Annotated in this window: 23 protein-coding genes and 1 other RNA gene; 10 read left to right on the top strand and 14 right to left on the bottom strand. The window is 69.8% G+C overall.

The genetic code is table 11. From position 1 onward, the window contains the following. Positions 1 to 84: 84 nt before the first annotated feature. Positions 85 to 1,032 (top strand): 4-hydroxybenzoate octaprenyltransferase, encoded by a 948-nt coding sequence (ubiA, locus tag BLT59_RS25810; RefSeq protein ID WP_091787653.1) that lies wholly within the window; start codon positions 85 to 87, stop codon positions 1,030 to 1,032. Positions 1,033 to 1,047: 15 nt separating this feature from the next. Here ubiA and BLT59_RS25805 read toward each other — a convergent pair whose 3' ends face one another. Continuing rightward, entirely contained in the window at positions 1,048 to 1,503 is a 456-nt protein-coding gene (locus BLT59_RS25805; RefSeq protein ID WP_091787650.1) for a DUF6101 family protein, read from the bottom strand. Between the two features lie 421 nt (positions 1,504 to 1,924). On the opposite strand from BLT59_RS25805, the gene BLT59_RS25800 reads away from it, so the two are divergent. Next, positions 1,925 to 2,740 (top strand): inositol monophosphatase family protein, encoded by an 816-nt coding sequence (locus BLT59_RS25800; protein ID WP_091787648.1) that lies wholly within the window; start codon positions 1,925 to 1,927, stop codon positions 2,738 to 2,740. Positions 2,741 to 2,773: 33 nt separating this feature from the next. Here the strand turns inward: BLT59_RS25800 and BLT59_RS25795 are convergent, their stop codons facing one another. After that, the gene (locus BLT59_RS25795; RefSeq protein ID WP_091787645.1) at positions 2,774 to 3,010 is read right to left on the bottom strand and encodes an AsnC family transcriptional regulator; all 237 of its coding nucleotides are present in this window, start codon (positions 3,008 to 3,010) and stop codon (positions 2,774 to 2,776) included. Positions 3,011 to 3,228: 218 nt separating this feature from the next. Next, positions 3,229 to 3,438: a cold-shock protein gene (locus BLT59_RS25790; RefSeq protein WP_091712733.1), complete on the bottom strand. Its 210-nt coding sequence runs from the start codon at positions 3,436 to 3,438 to the stop codon at positions 3,229 to 3,231. 317 nt (positions 3,439 to 3,755) lie between these two features. Between BLT59_RS25790 and BLT59_RS25785 the strand changes: the two genes are divergently transcribed. Continuing rightward, positions 3,756 to 4,145: a hypothetical protein gene (locus BLT59_RS25785; protein ID WP_012322268.1), complete on the top strand. Its 390-nt coding sequence runs from the start codon at positions 3,756 to 3,758 to the stop codon at positions 4,143 to 4,145. Between the two features lie 7 nt (positions 4,146 to 4,152). Here BLT59_RS25785 and BLT59_RS25780 read toward each other — a convergent pair whose 3' ends face one another. Continuing rightward, complete coding sequence (locus BLT59_RS25780) at positions 4,153 to 4,356, bottom strand: hypothetical protein (protein ID WP_091787642.1); 204 nt, start codon at positions 4,354 to 4,356, stop codon at positions 4,153 to 4,155. A 165-nt stretch (positions 4,357 to 4,521) separates the two neighbouring features. Here BLT59_RS25780 and BLT59_RS25775 point away from each other — a divergent pair, with 165 nt between their 5' ends. Next, positions 4,522 to 5,100, top strand: a complete 579-nt coding sequence (locus BLT59_RS25775) for a type 1 glutamine amidotransferase domain-containing protein (RefSeq protein WP_091787639.1) — start codon at positions 4,522 to 4,524, stop codon at positions 5,098 to 5,100. Positions 5,101 to 5,136: 36 nt separating this feature from the next. On the opposite strand, the gene BLT59_RS25770 is transcribed toward BLT59_RS25775, so the two are convergent. Next, positions 5,137 to 6,792, bottom strand: a complete 1,656-nt coding sequence (locus tag BLT59_RS25770) for a calcineurin-like phosphoesterase C-terminal domain-containing protein (RefSeq protein ID WP_091787636.1) — start codon at positions 6,790 to 6,792, stop codon at positions 5,137 to 5,139. Between the two features lie 211 nt (positions 6,793 to 7,003). Beyond that, positions 7,004 to 8,302, bottom strand: a complete 1,299-nt coding sequence (locus BLT59_RS25765; RefSeq protein ID WP_091787633.1) for a L,D-transpeptidase family protein — start codon at positions 8,300 to 8,302, stop codon at positions 7,004 to 7,006. Between the two features lie 228 nt (positions 8,303 to 8,530). On the opposite strand from BLT59_RS25765, the gene BLT59_RS25760 reads away from it, so the two are divergent. The 5 genes from BLT59_RS25760 to BLT59_RS25740 all read left to right on the top strand — a co-directional run bounded on the left by BLT59_RS25760 (position 8,531) and on the right by BLT59_RS25740 (position 13,289). Beyond that, complete coding sequence (locus BLT59_RS25760) at positions 8,531 to 8,908, top strand: hypothetical protein (protein ID WP_091787630.1); 378 nt, start codon at positions 8,531 to 8,533, stop codon at positions 8,906 to 8,908. A gap of 42 nt (positions 8,909 to 8,950) precedes the next feature. Beyond that, the gene (locus BLT59_RS25755) at positions 8,951 to 9,916 is read left to right on the top strand and encodes a DUF1775 domain-containing protein (RefSeq protein ID WP_091787627.1); all 966 of its coding nucleotides are present in this window, start codon (positions 8,951 to 8,953) and stop codon (positions 9,914 to 9,916) included. A 36-nt stretch (positions 9,917 to 9,952) separates the two neighbouring features. Continuing rightward, positions 9,953 to 10,393 (top strand): hypothetical protein, encoded by a 441-nt coding sequence (locus tag BLT59_RS25750; protein WP_244514144.1) that lies wholly within the window; start codon positions 9,953 to 9,955, stop codon positions 10,391 to 10,393. A gap of 44 nt (positions 10,394 to 10,437) precedes the next feature. Continuing rightward, positions 10,438 to 12,579, top strand: a complete 2,142-nt coding sequence (locus BLT59_RS25745) for a TonB-dependent receptor family protein (RefSeq protein ID WP_091787624.1) — start codon at positions 10,438 to 10,440, stop codon at positions 12,577 to 12,579. 179 nt (positions 12,580 to 12,758) lie between these two features. Next, positions 12,759 to 13,289, top strand: coding sequence for a protease adaptor protein RcdA (locus tag BLT59_RS25740; RefSeq protein ID WP_091787621.1), 531 nt, complete (start codon positions 12,759 to 12,761; stop codon positions 13,287 to 13,289). 51 nt (positions 13,290 to 13,340) lie between these two features. On the opposite strand, the gene BLT59_RS25735 is transcribed toward BLT59_RS25740, so the two are convergent. Together BLT59_RS25735 and rpmE are read right to left on the bottom strand one after the other, a co-directional pair. Continuing rightward, the gene (locus BLT59_RS25735) at positions 13,341 to 14,123 is read right to left on the bottom strand and encodes a MetQ/NlpA family ABC transporter substrate-binding protein (RefSeq protein WP_091787618.1); all 783 of its coding nucleotides are present in this window, start codon (positions 14,121 to 14,123) and stop codon (positions 13,341 to 13,343) included. Positions 14,124 to 14,492: 369 nt separating this feature from the next. Further along, positions 14,493 to 14,741, bottom strand: a complete 249-nt coding sequence (gene rpmE, locus BLT59_RS25730) for a 50S ribosomal protein L31 (protein ID WP_012322259.1) — start codon at positions 14,739 to 14,741, stop codon at positions 14,493 to 14,495. Between the two features lie 240 nt (positions 14,742 to 14,981). Here rpmE and BLT59_RS25725 point away from each other — a divergent pair, with 240 nt between their 5' ends. Then, positions 14,982 to 16,826, top strand: a complete 1,845-nt coding sequence (locus BLT59_RS25725; RefSeq protein WP_091787615.1) for an ABC transporter transmembrane domain-containing protein — start codon at positions 14,982 to 14,984, stop codon at positions 16,824 to 16,826. Between the two features lie 142 nt (positions 16,827 to 16,968). Here BLT59_RS25725 and BLT59_RS32205 read toward each other — a convergent pair whose 3' ends face one another. From BLT59_RS32205 to ssrS, 6 genes are all read right to left on the bottom strand, one after another. Next, on the bottom strand, positions 16,969 to 17,451 hold the full coding sequence (locus BLT59_RS32205) for a methyl-accepting chemotaxis protein (RefSeq protein ID WP_091787612.1): 483 nt from the start codon (positions 17,449 to 17,451) through the stop codon (positions 16,969 to 16,971). A gap of 279 nt (positions 17,452 to 17,730) precedes the next feature. Beyond that, the gene (locus BLT59_RS25715) at positions 17,731 to 18,744 is read right to left on the bottom strand and encodes a peptidoglycan -binding protein (protein WP_091787610.1); all 1,014 of its coding nucleotides are present in this window, start codon (positions 18,742 to 18,744) and stop codon (positions 17,731 to 17,733) included. Next, positions 18,744 to 19,730 (bottom strand): MotA/TolQ/ExbB proton channel family protein, encoded by a 987-nt coding sequence (locus BLT59_RS25710; protein ID WP_091787607.1) that lies wholly within the window; start codon positions 19,728 to 19,730, stop codon positions 18,744 to 18,746. Before BLT59_RS25710 ends, BLT59_RS25715 begins: the two co-directional genes overlap by 1 nt. A gap of 203 nt (positions 19,731 to 19,933) precedes the next feature. After that, entirely contained in the window at positions 19,934 to 20,755 is an 822-nt protein-coding gene (locus BLT59_RS25705; RefSeq protein ID WP_091787604.1) for a TIGR00282 family metallophosphoesterase, read from the bottom strand. A 3-nt stretch (positions 20,756 to 20,758) separates the two neighbouring features. Beyond that, positions 20,759 to 21,379 (bottom strand): 5-formyltetrahydrofolate cyclo-ligase, encoded by a 621-nt coding sequence (locus BLT59_RS25700; protein WP_091787601.1) that lies wholly within the window; start codon positions 21,377 to 21,379, stop codon positions 20,759 to 20,761. Continuing rightward, positions 21,369 to 21,525, bottom strand: a non-coding RNA gene (ssrS, locus tag BLT59_RS25695) — 6S RNA. Before ssrS ends, BLT59_RS25700 begins: the two co-directional genes overlap by 11 nt. Between the last annotated feature and the right edge of the window lie 222 nt (positions 21,526 to 21,747).

The raw sequence follows: 21,747 nt of genomic DNA, 5'->3' as shown, positions 1-21,747 counted from the left end.
CGTTTGAGAGGATCACGGATCCGGCATGGGTCCCCCTCTGCAACGGCGGGGGACGCACGTGTGGCACGACCGGAGATCCGATCGATGAACGGGACGGCGCTTGACGATGGGCGGCCAGCCGACTCCGTCTCCGGACACTGGGTCGATCGCTTGGCGCCGCGGCCCTGGCGCCCCTATCTGCGCCTTGCCCGGATCGACCGGCCGATCGGGTGGTGGCTCCTCCTCCTGCCCTGCTGGTGGTCGGCCGCCCTGGCGGCCATCGCTGCGGATCAGGCCTTCCCTGATCCGTGGCACTGCCTCCTGTTCCTGATTGGCGCGGTGGCGATGCGCGGGGCGGGCTCGACCTACAACGACCTTGCGGATCGCGACCTCGACGCGCTGGTCGAACGCACGCGCCTGCGTCCGCTGCCCTCCGGGCAGGTGCGCCCGCGCCATGCGGCCCTGTTTCTGGTGATGCAGGCGCTGATCGGACTGGCAGTCCTGCTGCAGTTCAACGCCGAGGCGGTCATCATCGGCCTCTGTTCGCTGCTGCCGGTAGCAATCTACCCGTTCATGAAGCGGGTCATGCCGCTGCCGCAGGCGGTTCTGGGCCTCGCCTTTGCCTGGGGCGCGCTGATGGGTTGGGCCGCCGTGTTCGCCCGCCTCGATCCGCCGGCGCTCCTGCTCTACGCGGGCGCGCTCTGCTGGGTGATCGGATACGACACGATCTACGCGGTGCAGGATATCGAGGACGATGAAATCGCGGGGATCCGCTCTTCGGCCCGCCTGTTCGGCCGGCACGTGCGACTTGCCGTGGGGATCTGCTACGCGCTGGCGGCGATCTTCGTGATGCTGGCGGCCCGTGGGGCCGGGGCGGGCTTCATCGGGTATCTGGGAGCCGCTGCCTTTGCCGGCCATCTGGCTTGGCAGGTCCTGTCGCTGCGCGAACGGGACGGGCGCGGGGCTCTCGCGTTATTCCGGGCGAACCGGGATGCCGGGCTGATTCTGTTCGTCGGCTTCACCGCCGACGCGCTGCTGCGCAACCTGTTCTAGGATTGGCCGACGCCCTCAGGTGCGGGCAATGATCTCGTTCTCGCCGCGGAAGATCTGAGGACGGGCCGGCAGCCGACCGGTCTTCCGGCGGGTGAGGAAGCGGGGGCGGCGGCGGCCGAGGCCGGCATGGCGGCGGCGGATGCGGACCTGACCGAGGATGAGGCGGCCGATCTGTTGCGAGACCGGGACGAGAAGGCCGTCCTCGCGGACGATCATCCGCACCAGTCCGGCCCGTACGGCGATGTCGCGCCACACGGCGACGACGTCGTCCTCCTCGAAGCTGCCAAGGCGCTGGAGCACCTCACCCTCGGCATCGACCAGCATCAAGGTGAACAGGTCTGACCCGGTGATCTCCGCATCCTCGGCGGCGTAGGCCAGCGCGATGCCGGCCGCCCGGCGGGCGCCGGAGACGCGCCCGATCACCGGAAGCGACGATGCGACGAAACGGGGCGCGGTGTCGGCACCGTGCATTGCGTATCCTGCAGGGTTTTTGTCCGTGACCGGGGAAGTGTTCATCTGTCCGAGTCCCTGGAGCAAGTGGCTGACCCTGCCGGGCCCTCCGTTATGCCAAGCAAAATCGCACCCGAACTCCTCCGCACGGCTTAAGAGCCGTCGTTAAGCGAATCTGGACAGCGCTGTCATTTGCGGAATGCTCAATGCTTCCTTGAATGCTCAACATTTCCTTGCGCAGATCGGTCGTTATCGATCGATCACCCGGCATCCTTGTGGCGCTGCAGGAGGCGCCGTACAACGGGACGACCGGGCGCGCGATCCTCCGCGCCAGGTGTTCTCAGCCCAAGCGGGTGTGCCCAGGCGGGCCCGGACGTCCGAGCCAGCGGGCGGACGGCTCAGGGAGGCCCTCGCGGGCCTCACGGATTACACGCGGAGCGCGATGCCCGAGCCCCTCAGCGACGATGCCGTATCTGCCCTGATGCCGGAGCTTCGCGCCGTGATGCGCGAGGCAGCCGAGATCGCGCGGCCGTTCTTCAGGCTCGGCGGACAGACCTCGGCCCGCATCTGGTCCAAGGCCGGCGGTTCGCCGGTAACGGAGGCGGATGTCGCGGTCGACGCGTTTCTGAAAGTGCGCCTGAGCGCCCTCGTGCCGCGCGCGGCATGGCTGTCGGAGGAAACCGCGGACGACCCTGCGCGTCTCGGCCACGACCTCGTCTGGATCGTGGATCCGATCGACGGGACGCGGGCTTTCCTGTCGGGCCATCCGGATTGGTCGATCGCAGTAGCGCTCCTCTCGGGCGGCGAACCGCTCATCGGCTTCGTGCATGCCCCTGTGGGCCACGCGGATTACGAGGCCGTGCGCGGGCGTGGCGCGACGCGGAACGGCGAACCGATCCGCGTCCACGCTCGGCAGAACCTGTCAGGTGCGCGCATTACCGGCCCGAAGCCAATGCTCGACCGTCTGACCCGAGGCGCCGAGACGGCCTCTGATTTCGAGGTGATCGCGCGGATTCCCTCGCTCGCCCTCCGCCTCGCCCGTGTGGCGGACGGAACGGTCGATGTCGGCATGATTTCGGGCAATGCCCGCGACTGGGACCTCGCCGCCGCCGATCTCGTCCTGCGCGAGGCGGGTGGGATCGTCTGCGACTTCGATGGTGCAGCGACGCCCTACAATCGCGCCGATCCGGTCCACGGCGAATTGCTCGCCGCGCCACTCGCCTTGCAGAACCCCGTCCTGGCGGCCTGGGGCCGCTGAGGACAGGTATCCAAGTGATGCTCGACGGCCCTTTCAGGCCGCCGCGGCTTCACGGAGCTTCATCGCGCCGGGCGCGAGCCCGAGGCGCTCGGCCAAGTGCCAGTGCAGCTCCCGCGAGGAATGGTAGTTGTAGGACCGGTCGATCAGATCGCTGATATCGATCCCGGTCTGATCCGCGGTCTTGGCCCGCGCCAGCTTGCCCACCCGGAAGGTCGGTGCATCGGTGACGGGGGAACGGACGCCGCGGCGCCGTGTGTATTCGAACAACATCTATGTCTTTTCTTTTCTGGACCGGACGTTGGCTTCGCCCGGGGTCGTTTCTGGGATATTGCCTCCGACGCGACCTGCCCCGGGCGGTCTTGCCCGGGATGGCAGCGTCGGAAGGGGGAACCGCTTCTGGCGGCCGCTTCGAGCGTCACCCGCGACTCCCGTTGCCCACAACGGAGCCGCGGGAGTTGGCGAGGTGAGCCCTGAGATCTGCGCGGCGGTTAGGCCGCCTGGAGGTTGCCGGCGGCGTCCTTGCCGCTCCGCTTGTCCGTGAGGATCTCGTAAGTGACCCGCTGACCTTCGATCAGGTTGCGCATCCCGGCACGCTCCACAGCCGAGATATGGACGAACACGTCCTTGCCGCCATCATCGGGCTGGATGAAGCCATAGCCCTTGGTCTCGTTGAACCACTTCACAGTACCGGTATTCACGTAGCGTACCTCGTTCGTCCATAGGTCACCTGCGCGGCGCGAGGGCCGCGTGATGCACCACGGTCTTTCTGGATTTGGCCAGTGCGGCGGGGCGCGAGTCGCTGAACCTTGAACAGCGTCAGCCTCGGTGGAAGAGCCCCCCGAGGACGTATTTAGGCGATGGCTGCGGCCGCAACAAGGCATGAGCGGCGTACCATCTGCGTCGCAGGGGCGGATCGGGAGGTGGCCGACACGCGCCGCCCCCTGTGATTCCGGGCATTCACGATGCATATACGGAATGCGCTCAAGCAGTTAAGGCGCGTGGCTCTGGACGATACATGGCAGGCATCTCGGTCTCGCTGGACGGTGCGAACATCCAGCTGTCCTTCCAGAAGGACGATCAGGCGACGGCGGTGGTGATGGATGCCCGCGCCGCCCGGGCACTGGTGCGCGCCGTCGGGCAACTCCTCACAGCGATCGACGACACCGACGAGCCCGACATGGCCGACGAGATGGGCGACGAGGAAGTCGCCATGCTCGACGTGACGTCGTCGGCCATCGAGATCGGGACCGACGACGAGGGCCAGGCCGTTGTTGCCCTGCAGGCCGGTGCGCTGCCGCCGTTCCAGCTCCGGCTGACGGACGAAGAGGCCCGCCACGTGGTGACGAGCCTCTCCGAGATCCTCAATGCCCCGCGCGACGTGCGCACGTCGCACGGCGGTCACTGACAGCGGATCACATGCGTGTGCCGGGATCCGTCGGTGCCCCGGGGAAGATGTCGGGCTCCGAGCCCGGACCGCCGGGCTCACCGATCCCCGGATCGTTCACCGGATAGGGCGTGCGCGGGCCGGTCGGGCCGATGTCGGGCTCCTCTTCGGGCGTCGGCGGGGGCGGCGGCAGATCGCCGGGCGTGGGATCGGGAAGGCCTGGATTGGCCATGACGCGACTCCTGGTGGTTGGGATGGTGACCAACGGGTCGCCTTCGCGGCGGTTCCGATCTCTGTCCCGAGGTCCAATCGCGGACGCGGCCAGGCGGCCGAGGGCCGCAGGAACGCGACGGGCGACCCTCCGTTAGCCGGGCAGATCCCCGACCGGAGGTACACCATGCCCGACATTCGCCAAGCCAAGATCCTGATCCTCGCGACAGACGGTTTCGAGGAGATCGAGCTGACCGTTCCGCAGGCCAAGCTGTCCGAAGCCGGCGCGACCGTGACCGTCGCCGCCCCGCAGTCGCGCCAGAGCAAGGGCACGATCCGCGGCTGGGACAAGACCGACTGGGGCAAGGCGGTCGCGGTCGACACCGACCTCGAGCAGGTCGACCCCTCGGCCTTCGACGCGCTTGTCCTCCCGGGCGGCCAGATCAATCCGGACAAGCTCCGGCTGGAGCCCAAGGCTTTGGCCCTGATCAAAAGCTTCCTCACGTCCGGCAAGGTCGTGGCCGCGATCTGCCACGCCCCTTGGCTGCTCATCGAGACCGGCGCGGCCAAGGGCCGCGACCTGACCTCGTTCAGCTCGATCCGGACCGACGTGATCAATGCCGGAGGCCGCTGGCACGACAAGGAAGTCGTGACCGATCACGGCATCGTCACGAGCCGCAATCCGGGCGACCTCGACGCCTTCTGTGCGAAGGTCATCGAGGAGATCCAGGAGGGTGGCCACGGCACCCGCCAGCTGGCGGCGTGACCCGCCCGGGCGCCGCCGAGCGCGCGGCGCCCGGGCTCAGCCGCGGCCGCGCTCGCCGGTGACTTCCAGTACCGTGCAGCCGCGGATCGGGCGGCCGTACTCGTCCGCGCCCTCCACGGTGACCCGGTGGGCCCCGGGTGCCAGGTCGTCCGGAAGCCGCGCGGTCCAGATATGGGTCGAGGGCACCGCCTTCACCCAGCTCTTCTTGGTCTCCGGGTAGCGCTCGTAGAGTTCGGTGACGAACGGGTCGAGGCGGCGGGTGCGCTCCATGGATCGCGGCGGCGCGTCGCCGATCCGGAGCGCGAGCTGCGTGCGCGGGCCGCCATCGAATACGTTCACAACCAGGGTCGTATCGGCGAGCGCGTCTTGCGGCACCGGTGGCCGGAGACCCTGTACGGGCTGGGTCCAGCGCACCACCTCGGGCGCGCCGGCCCGCAACTCGCTCTCGAAGAGGATCCGCATGGTCTCGTCCGGCTGGCCCTGCGCGGCAACGTAGCGCGAGGTGTAGGCGGTGCCGCGGATCGAGAGCACGTGGAACCCGTTCGGCGTTCCGTCGCGGCTGTCGGCCGAGGGGATGCCGGTGCGGGTGTCGGGCCCGCTCCACCACGAGCCCGAGACGGCGGTGAGCACGTGATGGTGGTGGCCCTCGGCGAGGTAATGGTGCTCGGTCGTGTGGGTGTGGCCGGCGAGGCTCAAGACCTTGCGGCCGGCAAGCAGCTCGAGGAGCGCGGCGCGGTCGGTCGTGGTGGTGCGGGGATCGTCCGGCGCCGTGTCGGTGTGCAGCGGGATGTGCATGGCCAGCACGATCAGGTCATCCCGGGGGATTTCGGCCAGGAGGTTGCGCAGGAAGCCCAGGCTGCGGTCGCCGATCCGGCCCCGGTAGGTGTTGGCGCCCACCGGCACCGGCGGCCCGAGCCACGCGACGTTGTCGAGCATCACGAACCACGCCCGGCCGTGCCGGAACGCGTAGGTCGGCGCGCCGAACACCCGCTTCCAGGTCTCGCGGCTGTAGCGCGCGTCCGGCGCCTGCATGTTGAGGTCGTGGTTGCCCGGCAGGCTGTACCAGGGCAGGCCGATCCGCCCGACGATCCGGTTGGAGCGACCGTAGAGCGAGAGATCGTCGAACAGCACGTCGCCGGTGGTCAGGCCGAACGCCGCCGGGATCGCCATGGCGCGGGCGACCGCGGTGTCCCGCACATGGTCCAGTTCGAACCGGCTCTCGGGCTGGGGATCGGTGAACAGCACGACGTCGAAGTCGTCCGGCTCGTCCGCGCAGGTCAGGGTGAAGTCGATCGAGGCCGGGAGCGGGCCGGTGGGCGCGAGCCCGCGATAGCGCAGGCCCAGCTCGGCGGGCGTGCCCCCGGGCTGGTGGATGTAGGAATGGCGCGGCACGTTGTCGGCGTCGCGCGGCAGGGCGTAGCCCGGCGGCTTGATGACGAAGACCGCGCCGTCGCCCGGCATCGGCAGGCGGTAGCGGCCGCGCTCGTCGGTCCGCGCGATCTCGCGGCCGTTGGACACCAGCACGCCCGGCAGCGGGACCGGCTCCGCGCCGGCCGCGTCGCGCGCGGTGACGATCCCGGTGGCCTCCGCGGCCTCCTGGGCGCCGGCCCGGCCCGCGACGAGGCCGAGGGCGGCGGCGCCCGCCATGGTGCTCCGGCGGGTCAGGCCTCCGGGTTGGGTGTCGCGCGACATGGACGGCTCCTGCACGGCTTCGCGGCGCGTCGTCCCGCGGGGGCCGGCAACCGGCTCCGGGACGCAGCCTCCGCGGCCAAGCAGACGCGTTTGACCTCCCGATGACAGGCACGGCCCCGAACGCGCGAGGCCCGCGCCTCGGCGGAGGTGCGGGCCTCGGATCGGGTTCGACGGGCGGGCGCCGCCGGAAGCGGCCGGCGCCCGGGATCGACTATTCCTCGTCGCCGGGCTCGAAGGTCTGCGGCATCGGCTCGGCGCTGGCGACCGGGGTCGGCGCGCCGATGGTCGAGGGGACGTTCACGCCGTCACGCTTGTAGATGTCGTCACGGAACTGGACGATACCGTCCGGGGTCGACCAAGCGGTGATGTAGGTCCAGTAGACCGGCACCGGCTGGGCGATGTTGGCGTCGATGCGCTTGCCGCTCTCGATCGCCTCCTCGACCTGCTGGCGGCCCCAGCCGGGCGTATCCTTCAGCAGCCATGTGATGTACTCGCGCACGTTCTGCACGCGCACGCAGCCCGACGAGATGAAGCGGAAATCGTCGCCGAACACGCCCTTGGTGTTCGTGTCGTGCATGAACACGCCGTAGGGGTTCGGAATATTGATCCGGACGATGCCCATCGAGTTGAAGTCGGCGCCCGAATCCTGCCGGTAGGTGTAGCGGGTGCCCTCGTCCGAGAACCAGTTCACCGACTTCGGCGAGACCTCGGAGCCGTTCGACAGGATCCGGATCTTGTTGTCCGTGAGGTAGTTCGGATCCTTCTGCATCTTCGGGATCAGGTCCTTCTTCACGATGGAAGCCGGGACCGTCCAGGTCGGGTTGAAATTGATCTGCGTCGCCTTGGTGTTCATGATCGGCGACTGGCGGTCGATCTTGCCCACGCCCGCGGCGTGGAGCGTGACGACCTGGCCGTTCTCGACCGTCTCGACGAGCGCGGCCGGGATGTTGGTGATCACGAAGCGCCGGCCCAGGTCGCCCGAGTAGGAGCGCAGGCGCACGACGTTGATCTCGAGCTGGCGCAGGCGCACCTCGGCCGGCACGTTCATGGCCTGCTGGGTGGCGGGGGTCATCGCGCCGGTCTGGCTGAGGCCGTGCCGGGCCTGGAACCGCTTCACGCCCGCGGCGACGTAGGAATCGTAGACGCCTGAGCTGCCGGCGGCCGGATCGAGGTCGCCGGTGACGATCAAGCGCTGGCGGATGGCCGCTACGGCCGGGCCGCGCGAGCCGATCCGCAGATGGTCGGCGCCGGAAACCTGCCGCCAGCCCCCGCGAGCGACGATGTCCTTGTAGCGCTCCACCATCTGGTCGGTGGACGCCACGGTCTGGGGCGAGAGGATCGGCACCGTCTCGCGCTGCACCTGCATGCCGGCGGGCGAGGCGTAGTCCTGCGCCCATTCGGCCTGAGCATAGTTGCCTTGATCGCGGGCTTGGGCGCCGCCGAGGCCGAGCGCGCCGAGAGCGGCAACGCTGAGGACTGCGGTGAACCGGTTTTGTGCCTTGTTGCGCATCGGTCCTGGCTCTGGTCCGGGGTTCGTCAGGGCGTGACGGGAGCGGATTGTCTCGGGCGCCACGGTGTCGGGATGGCGTTAAGACTCCCTATCGAAGGGGCCGGAATGTGGCATCGCCGTGCGCCAGCGCACGCTGCGTTTCGGTGCGGCACCCTGGCAACAGCCTAAGTCGGCCAGGTGTGGCAGAGATGCCATAGCGGTCCGGTTCGGACGGCGCGCGGGAGCAGCATGGATTCGGGCGAGCCCCATTCGGATCGACGTGTCGGGCCGGCCCTGCGGGCCGCGATCGCCGTGCTGGCGCTCTACGCCCTGCTGCTTCAGGCCTTTCTCGGCGGCCTGATGCCGTTGCCGACGACGATCGACGGTCTCTGCGCGCAGCATTCCGACGGGTCCGCTGTACCGGGCGCGCCCCTCCCCCATGGCCACGGCGATTGCTGCACGGCGGCCCAGGCCACCGGCCCGGCGCTTCCGCCGCGGCCGGCCGCCATCGGCGTCCGATGGGCCGTGGCCACGAACCGTCATTCGGCCTGGCCCTTCACCGACAGCGTCGGCGCCCGCGCGCCGCCCGGCACCATCGCGTCCCCGAGGGGGCCGCCAACCGCCTGAGCGATCACCACCCTTCGGATCCCTCAGGACGGATGTACTCCCATGAAGACCCTTGTCTCGGCCGCCCTCGGCCTCGGGCTGCTCGCTTCCGCGGCGCAGGCCCACGCGGTGCTGGAACGCAAACAGGCCGCCCCCGGCGTCTCGTATCGCGGCGTCGTCCAGATCATGCACGGCTGCAACGGTAAGCCGACGACCCGCGTGAGCGTTACCATCCCGGAGGGCCTGATCGGCGCCAAGCCGATGCCGAAGCCCGGCTGGACCCTCGCGACGACGCGCGGGCCCTACGCCAAGACCTACGCGACCCACCACGGCACGGCCTCGGAGGGCGTGACGGCGATCACCTGGAGCGGCGGCTCCCTGCCGGACGATCAGGTCGACGAGTTCACCTTCCTGGCGCAGGTCGCCGGCACGTTCGAGCCCGGCGCGACCGTCTACGTCCCGGTCCAGCAGGATTGCGCGGAGGGCAGCCATTCCTGGTCGGAGATCCCCAAGGCCGGTCAGGACGCCCACGACCTGAAGGCAGCCGCGCCGTCCTTCCGAATCGTCCAGGTCGCCCAGGCGGGCGGCGCGCCGGCCGCGGCGACGCCCGCCGCCTCGACCGTGAAGGCCGGCGACCTGACGATCGAGACGCCGTGGCTGCGCGCCACCCCGAACGGCGCCAAGGTCGCGGGCGGGTACGTGCGCATCACCAACACGGGGAGCGTGCCAGACACGCTCACGGGCGCGACGGTGCCCTTCGCCAAGAGCAGCGACATCCACTCCATGTCGATGGAGGGCAGCGTCATGAAGATGGCGCCGGTCTCGGGCGGCCTCACGATCAAGCCCGGCGAGACCGTGGAGCTGAAGCCCGGCGGCTATCACCTGATGTTCGAGGACCTGACCGGCGCGCCGAAGGCGGGCGAGGCCATCGCGGGGACGCTCACCTTCCAGCGGGCCGGCGCCGTGCCGGTGACCTTCACGGTGGCGCCGATTGGCGCGGGCGCACCGGGCGGCCAGCACCAGCACTAGCCGCCCGGACGGAGCCTCGGCTGCCGGGCGACCGCCGTGACGCGAGCAGATCCACGAGGCCGGGCCGCCGCGGCGCCCGGCCGTCGCGGCCGCGCGGACCCTCGGGTCGCCCCCGCGCGGTCGGCGTGCGCGCTCGCCCGGATCGTCGCACTGCTCGCCCTCTACGCCCTGGCGCTGCAGGGCATCCTCGGCGGCCTGGTGTCCGCCGACGCGGGGTCGGTCCATATCCTCTGCCTCGCCGATGATGGCCAGACCGGTCCGGCACCGGCGGGCAAGCACCTGCCGGCCCATCACCGCGGGGATTGCTGCGTCGCCTGTCAGGCGGCCGGGCCGGCCGCCCTCCCCGCGCCGTCGGCCGCCACGGCCATCCCGGTCGCCCGGCCTGTCGTAGCCGCCGGCCCGCGTCCGCAGCGCGTCGCCCTCCCGCGGGCACCCCCGCGTCCCGGGCTCGGAGCCCGCGCCCCACCCGACGTCTGACCGATCGCCACTTCCTCCCGATCACCAGACACGGATTCCGCCCCATGCCCCTCCAGTTCCGGGCCGGCCGATGCGCCGCGCTCCTGCTGTTCACCTGCGCGACGCCGGCCGCAGCACAGCCCCAGACGCCGTCCGCCGCCTCGGTCACCCTGTCCGAACTCAGCGTCGTCGGCACCGCCGCCGCGGACGCTCCGTCGGACGAGACCCGCGGCTCGCTCTCGGTGCCGAGCGTCGACCGCCAGAGGGCCGCCCTGGCGGGAACCGTCGGCTCCGTGGCCTTCGTCGACGCCGCGGCGCTCCAGGACCGCTACACCAACACGCTCCGCGACGTGCTCAAGGACGTGCCCGGCGTCTACGTGCAGGAGCGCTACGGGCAGGAGCTGCGCCTGTCGGTCCGCGGCTCCGGCATCGCCCGCGCCTTCCACCTGCGCGGCATCGAGCTGCTGCAGGACGGGATCCCGCTCAACCTCGCGGACGGGAGCGGCGACTTCTATCAGGTCGACCCGCTCGCCCTGCGCTCGGTGGAGGTCTACAAGGGCGGCAATGCGCTCACCTTCGGGGCGACGACGCTCGGCGGCGCGGTCAACGCCGTCACGCCCACGGCCTACACGGCGCTGGCGCCCAACATCCTGCGGGTCGACGGCGGCAGCTTCGGCACGATCCGCGAGCAGGCGCAGATGTCCCGCATCGACGGGCCGCTCGACGTGCTGGTCAACGCGACGCTGACCAATTCCGACGGGTTCCGCGCCCACGAGGCCCAGGCCACGAAGAATTTCAACGCCAATATCGGCTACCGGATCGCCCCCGACATCGAGACCCGCTTCTATCTCGGCACCTATCTCACCGATCAGAAGCTGCCGGGCACCCTGACCCTCGGCCAGAGCCTCCTCACCCCGACGCTGGCCAACCCCACGGCGATCACCGGCAACCAGTCCCGCAAGGTCGAGACGGAGCGGATCGCGAACCGTACCTCGTTCCTGCTCGACGTGGGCCAGCTCGACGTCGACACCTGGGCGATCCACAAGAGCCTGTACCACCCGATCTTCCAGGCGATCGACCAGGATGGCTGGACCTACGGGATCAGCCCGCACTGGGCCGGGACGGTCGATCTCGGCGGTTTTCGCGACGACGTGGTGCTGGGTCTGCGCGCCTTCGCGGGCCAGAACTCCGCGCTGCAATTTGTCAATGTCCGCGGACAGCGGGGGGCACAGACGCTCAACGCCCTCCAGAGCGCCTCGAGCCTGGAGGCCTACGGAGAGAACCGATTCTGGTTCCTGCCGGACGTTGCGCTGATGACTGGCGCGAAGGCGTTCTCGTCGAACCGGACCTTCAGCGACAAGGGCGGATTGCCGGGCGACCCAAACCCGCGCTTCGCCGACGTGACCTACGCGGGGATCAACCCGAAGGTCGGCCTGCTGTGGCAGCCGCGGGCCGACATCCAGATCTTCGGCGACGTCGTCCGGTCCCGGGACGTGCCGGACTTCTCCGACCTCGTGCAGCAGAACCTGCTGAGCACCACCTTCGTGCCCCTCCGGGCGCAGCGCGCCTGGACCTTCGAGGCCGGCGCCCGCGGGCGCGTCGACCGCCTCGCCTTCGACGTGACGCTCTACCGGTCGGACCTGCGCGACGAGCTGATCAACTTCGCGACCAATCCCGGCCTCAACATCCCGGCCGCGACCTTCAATACGCCGCGCTCGGTCCACCAGGGCGTCGAGGCGGCCGTCACCCTGGACCTCGCCCGCGACCTCGTGAGGCCGGGCGACGGGCTCAGCGTGACCCAGATCTGGACCCACAACGATTTCCGGTTCGTCGGCGACCCGGTCTTCGGCAACAACCGCATCGCCGGAATCCCGGCGGACGTGCTGCGCACCGTCCTGGGCTACCGGCACCCGAGCGGCTTCCACGTCGCGCCGTCGCTTGACTGGGTGCCGCAGGGCGCCTTCGCCGATCACGCCAACACCCTGCGGGTGCCCGGCTACGCCCTGCTCGGCGTCGAGGCCGGCCTCGACCTCGCCGACGGCGTCGCCCTGTTCGTGGATGCCCGCAACCTCACGAATGCCCGCTACGTCTCGGATATCGCCGTGGTGGCCAACGCCGCCGCGACGGCGGGCGGCCCGGGCGCCCTGGCCGCCTTCTATCCCGGCAGCGGCCGCAGCGTCTTCGGCGGTATCCGCGCCTCGTTCTGAGCGCGCGTGCCGCCATCCTGGGCTCTTCTCCAGGCCACGGACGGCGGGTTAAGGTTAAAAAAACATGAACCCTGATGTTCGGGGCAATCGGCGCTAGGATTGCGGTGTCGTCCGAAAGCCAAGGACGGAGCGTCCCGGATCGGAACGAGCCGGGCCGTCGGACGGCACAGGAGAGGCAGATGAACGGCTTCGATGTCACGTTCCGGGACGATCAGGACTGGGTCGATTTCGGCAGGTCCTACGTCAATTCGGAAGCCTTCAAGGCACTGTTCCGCGACGGGATGACCCTAGTCGAGGAGACGGCCGCCTATCTCGACGGCGAAGGGCGAGACGAGTCGCGCCTCGTCTCCCGGGACGCGACGCTGAGCTACGCGGCCGAGAGCATGCGCCTGACCACGCTCTTGATGCAGATCGCCTCGTGGCTTCTGGTGCAGCGCGCGGTCGCCGAAGGCGAGATGACGCCGGCCGAGGCGCTCCAGGAAAAGCACCGGGTCAAGCTCGGAACGTCCGAGCCGCCGAAGCAGCAGGATTTCAACCTGCTGCCGATGCGCCTCCAGCAGTTGATCATCCGGGCGCGGCGGCTGCACAGCCGCATCCTGCACCTCGACGCGCTGATCGCCGAGGACCGACCGACCCCCACGCCGGTGGAGAGCCCGGTCGCCGCGCAGCAGGGCCTGCTGCGGATGGCGTTCCGGATGAGCGAGGGTTGAGCGCCCCCCCGGGGCGCCGCCGCTCAGGGCCGGCCTGACCGGCCCCGACGATCAGAACGCCGGAAACTGGCCCGGGAACTGCTCCTTCAGGATCTGGCGGATCGCGTCATTCTGAAACGCGTGGAGCAGCTTCGGCACCCAGGGCGCCTTCGTGTCCGCCTCGCGGACGACGATGACGTTGTTGTAGGGATTGTCGACCTTGGACTCGAGGGCGATGGAATCCTTGCCCGGGGTCAGGCCGGCATCGACGGCGTAGTTGGTGTTGATCACCGCGGCGTCGAGATCCTCGAGGCTGCGGGGCAGTTGCGCGGCGTCGACCTCCTGGAACTTCAGCCGCTTGGGATTGTCGACGACGTCGAACACCGTGGGCAGCAGGCCGACCCCGTCCTTCAGGCGGATCAGCTTCTCGGCCTGCAGCAGAAGAAGCGCCCGACCACCGTTCGACGGGTCGTTCGGGATCCCGACCAGCGCGCCGTCCTTCAGGTCCCCGACGGCCTTGACCCGCTTGGAGTACAGGCCGATCGGCGTCACGATCGTCTCGCCGACGGGGACGATCTTGTAGCCGCGCGCCTTGATCTGGTTGGCGAGAAACGGCTTGTGCTGGAAGGCGTTGGCGTCGAGGTCGCCGGAGTGGAGCGCCTCGTTCGGCAGCAGGTAGTCGGAGAACACCACCAGGTTGATGTCGAGCCCGTCGCGGGCCGCGATCTCCTTGGCCTTCCCCCAGAGGACTTCGGCATCCCCGCCCATGATGCCGACCTTGATCTTGTCCGCGGCCACGGCCGGCGCGGCGGCCAGAGCGATCATGGCGAAAACCAACAGCAGCAAACGTCTCATCGTCTCTCGATCCTGGCAGTACATCCGAAGAGCGCCGGCCCCCGGACAGGCAGGGGCGCCCGCGCGCCCGCTGCGGCTTCCGGACGAACCGCGGGTGACCGGAGAAGGATACGACGTCCCAGCCGCGCTTTGAATGAATCGGCAACGGCTGGGCCCGGCCAGGGAGGCCGCGAGCGCCGCCCGAACGAGAAGAAGCGTTTCCGTCCGCCTGCATGGACGCGCGGTTCGCCGCGCGGTCCGCGCGATCTTTGCAAACGTGTCCTGTGGATAACGGGCGCTGCCTCTACCGCGCGAGGCGACGCACGAAAAACGGGCGGTCCCGTGAGGAACCGCCCGTCTTGAACAGCTTCGACGCCGCAGCGGCTGCGCTCAGCGCTTGCCGAGATTGCCGAACCGCGAGTTGAAGCGCGACACCCGGCCGCCGCGGTCGAGCATCTTCTGCTCGCCACCGGTCCAGGCCGGATGGGTCAGCGGATCGATATCGAGATTGAGGGTATCGCCCTCCTTCCCGTAGGTCGAACGGGTCTGGTACTCGGTACCATCCGTCATCACGACCTTGATGAAGTGGTAATCGGGGTGCTCGGTCCCCTTGGCCTTCGCGGCCGCGTCCTTCGCCATGACCTTGGTCCCTGTCTGGCACGCCGGCGGGAAGCGCAGGAGGCGCCGCCCGGCCCGGAATGCGGAAGATGTCACCGGTTGCACCGAACCATGGGTTCGTGGCAACGGCACGTCCAAGCCGACCGTGGTGGCGGCCCGCGGCCATTGAACACACGCAATCGGATGAGCGGCGGCCTATACCGCAGCCGCTCCCCGGTCACAAGCGCCGCGGACCGGGAGAACGATAACACGTGAGGCGTGATGGCCCGTAAGACCAAGGCGGCCGCAGACGGACGGCCCAGAGCCCCGCTGAGCGCCCTCCGGCCGCTCCTTCCCTTCGCCCTGCGCTACCGCGCGCGGATCGCCGCCGGCCTGATCGCCCTCGCTTGCGCCTCCGCCTCGACGCTGGTCGTGCCGATCGCCATGCGCCGGGTCATCGACCACGGCTTCACCGCCGACGGCTCGGGGGTGATCGATGCCTATTTCCTGGGCCTGCTCGGCGTCGTCACGGCCTTCGCGCTGTCGAGCGCCGCGCGCGTCTACACGGTCGTGACTCTGGGCGAGCGGGTGGTCGCGGACCTGCGCAGCGCCGTCTTCGCACGGCTGACCCTGCTGGACCCTGCCTTCTTCGACCGGGCGCAATCCGGCGAGATCGTCTCGCGGCTCACCGCGGACGCGACGCAGATCAAATCGGCCTTCGGCGTCTCGATCTCGATCCTGCTGCGCAACCTGTTCCTGTTCGTGGGCGCCACCGCCATGATGGTGGTGACCAGCCCGCGCCTGTCCGTGATGGTGCTGGCCGCGATCCCCGTCATCGTCTTCCCGCTGATCGTGTCGGGCCGCGGCGTGCGACGGCGCTCCCGGGCGGCCCAGGACCGGCTCGCCGAAGCCTCCGCGTATGCCGCCGAGGCAATCGGGGCGGTGCGGACCATGCAGGCCTTCGGCCGCTCGGCCTCGACGGCGGCCCGGTACGAGGCGGCTTCCGAAGAGGCCTACGCGGCCGCACGCGCCTCGATCCGGGCGCGGGCGCTCCTCACCGGGGTCGCGATCTTCCTGATCTCGGCCTCCGTGGTCGGCGTGATGTGGTACGGCGCCCAGGGCGTCCTCAATCACACGATGACCGGCGGCGAACTCTCGCAATTCGTGCTCTACGCCGTGTTCGGCGCGGGCGCCCTCGGCCAGCTCTCCGAAGTCTACGGCGACCTCGCGATGTCGGCCGGCGCGGCCGAGCGGCTCACCGAGATCCTCGCCACGGAACCCGCGATCCGCGTGCCGTCACCGGCCCTGCCGCTGCCCGAGCCGCCGCGGGGAGCAGTGTCCTTCGAAGACGTGCGCTTCGCCTACCCGACGCGTCCGGAACATGCGGCCCTCGGCGGGCTGAGCTTCGCGGCCGCCCCCGGCGAACGCATCGCCATCGTGGGGCCCTCCGGAGCCGGCAAGTCGACGGTGTTCCAGCTGCTGCTGCGCTTCTATGATCCGCAGGGGGGCCGGATCTTGGTCGACGGAACCGATGTCGCCCAGGTCGACCCGGAGCGCCTGCGATCCCGCATCGCCCTGGTCCCGCAGGACCCGGTGGTATTCTCCGGCACGGTCACGGAGAACATCCGCTACGGCCGTCCGGAGGCCAGCGAGGCGGAGGTGCGGCGCGCGGCCGAACTCGCCAACGCACACGGCTTCGTCACGGCCCTGCCGCAGGGCTACGCGACGCAGGTGGGCGAGCGCGGCGTGACGCTCTCCGGCGGCCAGCGGCAGCGCATCGCCATCGCCCGGGCGATCCTCAAGGACGCGCCGATCCTGCTCCTCGACGAAGCAACCTCAGCTCTGGACGCCGAATCCGAGCGCGCCGTCCAGGCGGCCCTCGCCACCTTGATGCACGGCCGCACGACCCTGGTGATCGCCCACCGCCTCGCCACGATCCGCGCCGCGGACCGCATCCTGGTCCTCGACGACGGCCGCATCGTCGAGACCGGAACCCACGAGAGCCTGCTCGCGCAGGGCGCGCTCTACGCTCAGCTCGCGAATCTGCAGTTTACCGATGCGCTGGACGAGACGGCGCGCGGCAAGGAACCCCGCAGCCGGGGTGAGCGTCTGCCGGCCGCGGAATAGCCAAGCCTCGCTCGGACAGGCCCGGGCTGCGGCGTCGCCCCGGGCCGGGACGGCGGAACCCACGGCGCGCGGCCACGCGCCCTTCGGGTCGAGCCGCGCGACTGCCTGGCCGCTCAGGCCCCTCGGGACGAACGGCGCCGCATCAGGCGGCAGAGATCTGTTCGGCTCTGCGGTGCTCTCGGACGGACGCATCCTGCGCCCGCTCCGCAGCGGCCTGGATCAGCCCGACCTGTGCGACGATTGTCTCGGTCGCCCGCGCCATTTGCCCGGCCAGATCTCTGACCTCCGCGGCGGCGGCCGCGAAGCTCCGGCTTTCGCCGCCATCGCGGGTCGCCTCGATCGCGGCCCGAAGCGCCATCAGGCTCGTCTGCCCGGCAATGCCGGCCAGCAGACCGGTGGCCTCATCGGCTGCCAGTTGAGGCGGACGCGCACCGGTCGCGCCCGCCGCCAGCCGCATCAGACCGTCTTCGAACACCTGCACGGCCGCCGCGATGGCACGCGCCTCGTCCGCGTGCTCGCCGAGTTCCCGATGGCGCAGGGCCGACTGGAGCCCCGCAGCCGCGCCCTCGGAACGATCCGTGGTCTCGGGCCCAGCCGGCCTCTCGGACACGTTGAGATTCGACATCGATGGCAGACTCCCCGAATCGCCCGCACCCTGCGTCGTCAAGGATAACAACAGGTTAAAGCGTCATGGCGGCCAAGAATCACGTTGAGATCCGAAATTTTTGAAACGAATTTTCGACGAAATACTCCGGTAGCGGTAGGAATACCGTCGAAATATGCGACGACCCTGCAAGCAGCCAGATCAAAATTCAGCAAGACTTAGATCGATTGACGGTCGGGAGGCTTCGGCCTTTTCTCCGCCACCAGCCGGGACCACCGCCGCCGGGGCGGTCACCCGCCCCTACCGTTCGGTGAGCTTCATCTCGATCCGGCGGTTGCGGGCATAGGCTTCCTCGCTGGCACCGGCCTCGAGAGGCTGGAACTCGCCGAACGCGCCCGCGAGGAGATGCTGCGGCGGGATACCCTTGCCGGCGAGGTACTGCACAACCGCGATGGCGCGCGCCGCAGAGAGCGACCAGTTCGAGGGGAATTGCGACGTGCTGATCGGGCGCGCGTCGGTGTGCCCGTCGACGCGCAGCACCCAGGGTAGATCCGCCGGGATCTGCTTGGCGAGATCCGAGATCGCCCCGGCGATGCGGTCGAGTTCAGGTCCGGCCTCAGGCTTGAGGGTCGCGGAACCGCCCGGAAACAGCACCTCGGATTGCAGCACGAAGCGGTCGCCCACCACCCGGATGTCCGGCCTGTTGCCGAGGATCTGGCGCAGGCGGCCGAAGAAGTCGGACCGGTAGCGGGCCAGTTCCTGAACCTTCTGTGCCAGGGCGACGTTCAGCCGGCTGCCGAGCTCGGCGATCCGGGCCTGGGATTCCCTGTCGCGGCTTTCGGAGGCCGCCAGCGCATCCTCCAGGGCGGCGAGCTGACGGCGCATGGCGCTGATCTGCTCGTTCAGAAGGTCGATCTGGGACTGCGCCCGCTTGGTTGCGCCGCGCTCAGCCTCCAGCTGCTTGTCGAGGGTGCCCGCCGCACCCTGGCTGACGGTCGCGGCCTCCGCCTGCACCTTGGCCCGGTCGCGCTCGGCCTCGACGCCGGCCAGCGTCGTTCGGAGGTTGCGCACGTCCTCCTCTTGATTGCGGCGGTTCGTCCGCTCCAGGGCGAGCAGATCGGTGAGGTCGGCGATCTGCCGGTTGAGCTTGGCCAGGGTCTCATCGCGGCCGGTCAGCTCCTGCGACAGGAAGAACTGGCCGACGACGAAGACCGTGAGCAGGAAGACCACCGAGAGAAGCAGCGTCGCCAGCGCGTCGACGTAGCCGGGCCAGACGTTGAGCGTGCGCCGGGTCCGTGTCGCCGTGGAAGCCATTAGACGCGCTCCCGGCCCAGCCGGTCGAGCACCTGCTTCAGCTCGCGCTCACGGCTCGCCTGCGCCTCCACCCAGTCGCGGATCATCTGCTGCTCGGCGCGCATGTGCTGGACGAGGCCCTGGATGCCCTCCGCGAGATTGGTCATCGCCTGCGTGGCCGCACGGCTGCCGCCGCCCTCGGCCACCAGGGCAGTCAGACGGTCGACCGCCTCCTTCAGTTCCTGCGTGCCGGCGGCCGGCCGCACCGCCACGGCCGCTGCGGCGGTTGTCGCCTCGGGGGCGGTCGCGCCGGACATCAGCCAGTCCTGCAATTCGTTGTGGAACCGCGCATGGGCCTGGCCGGCCTGTAGCTCCAGGAAGCCCGTAATCAGTGACGAGGCAAGGCCGAACAGCGAGGCCGAGAAGGCCAGACCGATGCCTGACAGCGGCACGGCGAGGCCGGACTTCAGCTCGTCGAACATCACGCCGGCATCGCCGCCGCCGCGCATGCCCTTGATCACCCCCCCGACCGCCGACAACGTATCGATCAGCCCCCAGAAGGTCCCGAGCAGGCCGAGCAGGATCAGGATCCCGGCGATGTAGCGCAGGATCTCGCGGCCCTCGTCCAGCCGCACCGCGATCGTGTCCAGGTAGCCGGTGGTACCCGGCAGGATGGCCCCATCGACCCGGGCGGCGATCATCGGCGCCATCGGGGTCAGGAGGGCAGGCGGCTGCTTGACCTGCGCGCCGTTGGCAACGGCATTGACGTAGGCGGACTCGCGGAAGAGCCTGATGACCTGCCCGAAGGCGATCAGGACGGCGATCAGCAGTACCCCGAGGATCAGACCGTTGAGCCCGGGATTGGCCAGGAAGGCGGGGGTGATCTGCTTGAACAGGATGAAGGCGAGGAAGCCCACCAGGATCAAGAAGATGACCATGCGCCCGAGATAGATCCCGGGTTTCGCCAGCGGCCCATTTTTGTCGTCGCCGGTTTCTCGGGCGGCCATCGGTCGCTCTAGCCTGATCTTACTACGCGGCAGCCGGCCATCGGCGCCCATCCGGGGCACTGTGGGGGTAGGTCCGCACGCGATCAAGTCTTGCGAAGGCAACCGCGAAGCTATGCCCACCCTCATCGGGACGGGGTGTGCGCAAAAGGCTTAAACGCTCCGGCCCATGCTACGCCGAACCGGCATCGGCCGGATCGAACGGGTCACTCATCCCAGAAATGCGGCGCGCTCTCTTCTAGATTCGGCCCGAGGCGGAGCGCCGCGACGCGCGTGGCGAGGCCGCGCGCATCCGTTTCCACCGCGATGCCGCACAAGGTGCCCTCGCCGACGGCGACCTCCCAGCGTGCGCCCGGTGTCTTCTGGATCATGCGGCGGATCGGCTCGTCCTTCTGCATGCCGATCACCGAGTCGTAATCGCCGCACATGCCGGCATCCGACATGTAGGCCGTGCCGCCGGGCAGGATCCGGTGGTCCGCGGTGGGCGTATGCGTGTGCGTGCCGACGACGAGGCTCGCCCGGCCGTCGAGGTAGTGGCCGAAGGCCTGCTTCTCGCTCGTCGCCTCGGCGTGGACGTCGACGATCACGGCGTCGGCCGCCGCGCCGAGGGGGCAGGCGATGAGCTCGCGCTCCACCGCCGCGAAGGGGTCGTCCATCGCGTCGAGGAAGACGCGACCCATCACGTTGACCACGAGGACGCGGGCACCACCCTGGGTCTCGACCACCGTCGCGCCGCGGCCCGGCGTGCCGGGGGGATAGTTCGCCGGCCGCACCAGACGCGGCTGGCGGGCGATGAACACCATCGCCTCGCGCTGGTCGAAGCTGTGGTTGCCCAGCGTCACCGCATCGGCGCCGGCTTGGATCAGCTCGTCGCAGATGGTCTCCGAGATGCCGAAGCCGCCGGCCGCGTTCTCGCCGTTCACCACCACGCAATCGAGGCGCCAGCGCTCGCGCAGGCGCGGCAGGTGCTCGCACACCACGGTGCGGCCCGAGCGCCCGACGACGTCGCCGAGGAAGAGCAGACGCATGGGTCAGGCGATCCTGTCGCAGCGGATCACGCCGTCTTCGGTGATCACGAACTGGAGGGGCCGGTCATGCGGCTCGGCCGGCACACGCTCCACCTCCTGGGCGGCGAAGCCGATGCCAACGGTGAGAACCGCGCGGCTCTTGGAGAGGCGCGCGATCGCGCCGTCGTAGTAGCCGCGGCCGTATCCGATGCGTTGCCCGGACCGGTCGAAGGCGGCAAGGGGCACGATCAGCGCGTCGGGCTCGACCGGGGGCAGCGACGGGTCCGGCTCGCTGAGGCCGAACCGGCCGGCGACCAGCGCGTCGCCCATGCGCCATTCGCGAAATACGAGGCCGTCCGGCGTGACGTGCGGCAGGGCCACGGCCTGAGAGCGGGCGCGCAGGCCCTCGACAGCGGGCCGGGGATCGACTTCGCTGCGGATCGGCCAGAAGGCTCCGACCAGACGGGCCTGCGCGAGTTCGGGCAGCGCGAGGAGCGCGCGCCCGATCGCCGCCGAGGCCGACCGCCGGACCGCGGGATCGAGGGCGTCGCGGGCAGCGAGAGCTGCGCGACGCAGTTTCGCCTTGCGGGCGACGTCCGGAGCCTCGGCGCCGGTCTTGGAAGGGGTAGTCGGGTGCGGAGCCACGTGAGCCGTTGGAGGATCGATCCCGGGAAACCTACAGCGTAGGTGGGCGCCGTGTTGGCCAAGTCCAGGGACGAGGCCAGGGACAGCTCCCGAGGGAGTCGATAAGGCCCCGGGGATAGTGCTCCTGACGAACTCTGCAGCCCCGCCTCCGTCATGTAGCGGTCCCGGCACGATCCCGCCAGGGTCATGCGCACCAAAATCCTCAGGCCGGGGCGTCGGGCCCGCGCACCTCGTCCTTCGTCCGGGCCGCCGAAAGGGCTCACATGCGGCGACGAATCCGCGTCGCGCGCCGCGGACAGGCTGCAGCAACACGAGGAACTCGACGAAGGACGCGGGCACCGGAGCGCGCGCTGCGCGCAGAGTGTTTA

The sequence above is a fragment of the Methylobacterium sp. UNC378MF genome (genome assembly GCF_900103195.1).
Taxonomy (GTDB): Bacteria; Pseudomonadota; Alphaproteobacteria; order Rhizobiales; family Beijerinckiaceae; genus Methylobacterium.
The sequence above is the reverse complement of the archived record's forward strand: the minus strand, read 5'-3'. Positions and strand labels throughout refer to the sequence as shown.